We start from the raw sequence: 4512 nt of genomic DNA, 5'->3' as shown, positions 1-4512 counted from the left end.
CGTCGTGGCCCTGTTCGCCGCGACCGGGCGGCGCATCGGCACCCAGCTGCAGGCCGCCGGCCGCTCGCTGGACGCCGAGTTGAGCGCGTCGCTGGACATGGCCCGGGAGGACCTGCGCGCCGGCGTCGCCGTCCACCTCAAGCAGCACTGCCGCGACCTCGGCGACCGGCGGGCGGTCAACGCGTGCCTGGTCGCCTACCTGGAGCAGGGCATGCGCCGCTGGCACGCCGGGCCGTACGGCCTCGCGATCAGCCGCGCCGAGCAGGCGTTCGCCGCCGCCGAGCAGCAGCTGGAGGACGTCGAGTGGGCCGCGGTCGACCGGCTGGTGCCGCCCCGGCCCGGCGGGCGCAGCTACGCGGAGGCCGCCGCCGACGGGCTGCGCGCCGGTGCCGACGTGCGGGCCTACCGGTCGGTGGGGATGGCGCCGGGCACGCCCCCGGGCGGCCGCGGCGGGCGCGGCGCGCCGCTGACCATCGCCGGCGGTGTGGTCGGCCTCGGGGTCGCGGTCCTGCTCGGCGTGCCGCTCGTGCCGACGCTCGCCGCCACCGCCGCCGGCGCCCTCGGCGGCCGGCTGCTGGACCACCGCCGGGGGTCCGGTGACGTGGGCGAGGCGGTCACCGGCTTCGCCAAGCACGCGATCGGCGTGCAGATCGACGCCTACCGCGACCTCGTGCGCAGCGACCTGGCGGTCGCGTTCGCCGCGCGGCGCAGCGCGGTCGACACCGTCTTCGCCGAGCTCGACCGGGCCCTGGGCGGGCTCGCCGAGCGCGGCGGGGCGACCGGCACGCCCACGCCCGACGGCCGCGCCTCGGCCGTCAAGGACCGGGTCGCCGCACTGCGGCACCGGCTCGTCGAGCTGGCGGACTGACTCCGCCACTGCGGTACCCCCAAGAGAGGAGCACGCCATGAACCCACCCGAAGCCTCGTCGGCGATCGTCGACGCCATCGTGGGCGGTGGCCGCAAGCCGCAGGCCGACGCGGTCGCCGCCATCGAGGGCCTCACGAAGATCGCCAAGAACCTCGACATGGCCCAGACCGCGAACAACCTCAACGATGTGCGCGACAACCTGCTCTCCGACACGTTCAACCTGATCGTGATGGGCCGGTTCAAGACCGGCAAGTCGACCTTCCTCAACGCGCTGCTCGGCGGCACGACGGTCAAGATCGACCTGGGCGGGCACGCCGGCCCGATGGTCGTCGACGACCTGCCGGCGACCGCGACGCTGACCGGCGTGCGCTACGCCGAGGAGCCGTACATCAAGGCCTGGCACTTCGACAAGACGAGCCAGTCCTGGTCGATGGACGAGTACCTGCGCGGGTCCACACTGGACACCGACGAGCGGGAGAGCCAGGCCCGGTTCGGCCACATCCGGGAGTTCGAGATGGGCTTCCCGGCCCGGCTCTGCCAGGCGGGCATCGTGGTGTACGACTCGCCCGGGCTGGACGAGCACGACACCCGCACGATGGTCACGAAGGAGGCGACCAACCGGGCCGACGCGGCGATCGTGCTGTACCGCAGCGACGTGCTCATGGGCCAGGGCGAGATGATGAACGCGGTCAGCCTGATCGGCGAGGGCACCCGCGTGTTCACCGTCGTCAACCTGTTCGGCGGCCGGGCCGTCGACGACCGGCTCCGCAAGTTCGTCTGGAACCGCTACGTCCGCGACCAGCTCAACGGCCCCGACTACACCGGCCAGGACCTGGCGACCCAGGACATCTACTTCATCGACGCGGAGCTGGCCCGCGCCGCGCGCTACTCGGGCGACGCCGCCGGCGTGGAGCGCTCCGGCCTGCTGCACTTCGAGCAGCGGCTGGCGAGCTTCCTGCTGGGCAACCGGCAGTACATCCACCTCAACAAGTTCGTGACGCTGGCGTCGCAGCACTCCACCGTCATCGAGCAGCAGATCGACCAGCGGCAGACCGCGCTGCGCGCCGATCAGGCGAAGCTGCGCGAGGCGCAGGAGGCGATCCTGCCGAAGCTCGCGGCGATCCGCAGCCGCCCGGCGAAGCTGCCGCGGCTGTTCTCCCGGTACAAGTCCCGCGCCGAGGCCGAGATCAAGGTGGCCTTCACCTCCCTCGTCGCCGAGATCCGCCGCGACCTGCCCGGGCACATCGAGGGCTACAGCCTGCCGTCGGGCGAGAAGTTCATGAAGGCGCTCAACCAGAAGAAGATGGGCCAGGAGGCGGCCGACGAGATCAGCCGCTTCGTGCGCAGCCGGGTCGAGGACTGGAGCCAGGGCGGCGCCGCGGACGTGCTGCGGCCGCTCGTCACCGAGATGGTCGAGGAGGTCGCCGACGAGGTCGCCACGATCGAGCGCAAGTTCGGCGAGATCCACCTGGAGCTGACCGGGTGGCAGGTCGACGCGAACGCCGGCCCGGTCGTCAGCACCAACGAGAAGGTCGTGTCGGCGGTGGCCAGCGTGCTGGTCGGCAACCCGCTCGGCGCGGTCGGGGCCGGCGCGGGCGGCTGGCGCGGCGCGGTCGGCTCGGCGGTCGGGGCGTTCGGCACCGGCCTCGTGCTCGGCCTGCTCGGGATCAGCTCGGCCGTGGTCTTCTGGCCGGTCGCGCTCGCCGGCGCGCTGCTGTTCGGCCTCATCGGCGGCGGCATCGGCCTGGAGAAGCGCATCAAGGCCAAAGCGGTCGAGAAGACCGACGAGCAGCTGCAGTCGCTGCCCGACCAGATGGCGCTGGTCATCTCGAAGAACATCGCGGACAAGTTCGCCGAGATCGAGGAGGAGGTCACCAAGCTGGTCACCGACCTCATCGACGAGGAGGAGCGCAACGTCCGCGAGGTCGTCGAGCTGAACCGGATGAAGCAGGAGGACAAGGAGCGCACCCAGCAGACGCTCACCGACGCCACCGCCGCGCTGGCCCGCAGCCGGGTCGCGCTGCAGCGGGCGCTCACCCTGGCCCAGCAGGTGGGCTGAGCGATGACCCTCTCGCAGTCCCGGGTCGGCGGCGCCGTCGGCCCGGCGGCCCTCGCCAAGGCGCTCGACCCGTCCGGGCCGGCGCTGCGCGACGAGCTCGCCGCGGTGCGCCGCGCGGCCGGCGCGATCCGCCACGACCGGGTCAAGGCGTGGCTGAGCACCACGTCGTCCGCCCTGCTGCGGCCGGGGGTGACCGTCGTGTTCGGCGGTCACTTCAGCTCCGGCAAGTCCACGCTCATCAACACGCTGCTGGGCCGGGACCTGCTGCCGGCCAGCGACTACCCGGAGACCGGCGTGCCGTGCTGGATCCGCCGGGGCACCCGCGACGGGGCGGCCGCGGTCACCGACAACCGCACGGTACCGCTGGAGCTCACCCGGGCGGCGATCGCCCACGAGGTGTCGCTCGTCGACGGCGACGGCGAGTACCGGCGCCGCCCCCAGAAGGTCCGGCGGGTCATGGTGACCCTGGCCGGGGACCGGCCCGCGGACGGCGTCACCTGGATCGACTCGCCGGGGATCAACGACACCGCGACCATGACCGACCGGGCCCGGGACGCGGCCGGCGGCGCCGACCTGCTCATCTGGGTCGTCAACTCGCGCCAGGTGCTGTCGCTGGTGGAGCAGCAGTTCCTCGCCGAGCACGTGGCCGTCCGGGGCGCCGCCTCCGTGCTGTTCGTGGTCAACGTGTTCCTGTCCCAGGACACCGAGGAGCAGTGGGAGCGGTACCGCCGCGACCGCTTCGGCCCGGTGGCCGAGCGCATGCGGCAGGCGACCGACTGGGCCGGCGAGGAGGGGCCGGAGATCCACTTCTTGAGCGCCCGGGCGGCCGGCGCCCAGGCGGGCGGCTTCGCCGGGCCGCAGCTCGGCGAGCTGCTGACGTCGCTGTCGTCGGCCGAGCACCCGCGCATCGCCGCGACCCGGCTGCAGCGGGCGGCGGTCGACCTCGGCGACCTGATCCGCACCGTCGACGGCTGGATCGGCGTCGAGCGGGACGCCGCCGACGATCAGCGCCGGGCGCTGGAGGTGCGCCGCGGCGAGCTCGACACCCGGCGCCGCGCGCTGGAGCGCACGCTGAAGCAGGAGGTGCGCTCGGCCTTCGCCCGGTACCGCTCGACCGCCGAGGCGTGCGTCAACCCGGTGCGCCAGAGCATCGACGCGACGCTGCGCCGCGACGGCCACTACGCCGAGGTGCTGCGCGACGGGCTCGTCGCGGTGGCCGAGCGGCTCGCCGCCGACGTCGTGGCCGCCGCCGGCAAGGCGGCCCGTGAGCACCAGCACAGCGGACCCGGCAGCGACGTCGAGGCGAAGGTCACGGCGCTGCTGCGGCCGGGCTCGATCACCATCGCGGTGCCGGACACCGCGGTGCGCAAGGGCAAGAGCGCCGGCGGCGCGGCCATCGGCGCCGCGCTCGGCTCGTTCGTGGCCCCCGTCATCGGCACCGTCATCGGGGCCGCGATCGGCGGCCTGGTCGGCACCGGCATGAGCGCCGGCGAGGCCGTCAAGGCCGACGAGGACGCCGCGAAGGCCAACGCGGCGAACGCCTGCCGCACGGCGGTGGCGGCGATGATGGCCCACGAGGACGCCG

At 73.8% G+C, this 4512-nt stretch carries 3 protein-coding genes; all 3 read left to right on the top strand.

The window, feature by feature from the left end:
* A partial coding sequence (locus ABZS66_RS60670) for a hypothetical protein (protein WP_354773938.1) occupies positions 1–868 on the top strand: 868 nt, incomplete at its 5' end.
* Between the two features lie 37 nt (positions 869–905).
* Positions 906–2927, top strand: coding sequence for a dynamin family protein (locus ABZS66_RS60665; RefSeq protein WP_354773936.1), 2022 nt, complete (start codon positions 906–908; stop codon positions 2925–2927).
* A 3-nt stretch (positions 2928–2930) separates the two neighbouring features.
* On the top strand, positions 2931–4512 hold a 1582-nt coding region (locus tag ABZS66_RS60660), incomplete at its 3' end, for a dynamin family protein (protein WP_354773934.1).

Source organism: Dactylosporangium sp. NPDC005572 (assembly GCF_040605515.1).
Taxonomy (GTDB): domain Bacteria; phylum Actinomycetota; class Actinomycetes; order Mycobacteriales; family Micromonosporaceae; genus Dactylosporangium.
The sequence above is the reverse complement of the archived record's forward strand: the minus strand, read 5'-3'. Positions and strand labels throughout refer to the sequence as shown.

Bases quoted from the DNA above. Each gene is read 5' to 3' on its own strand.
- ABZS66_RS60665 (WP_354773936.1), top strand. From the start codon at position 906: ATGAACCCACCCGAAGCCTCGTCGGCGATCGTCGACGCCATCGTGGGC.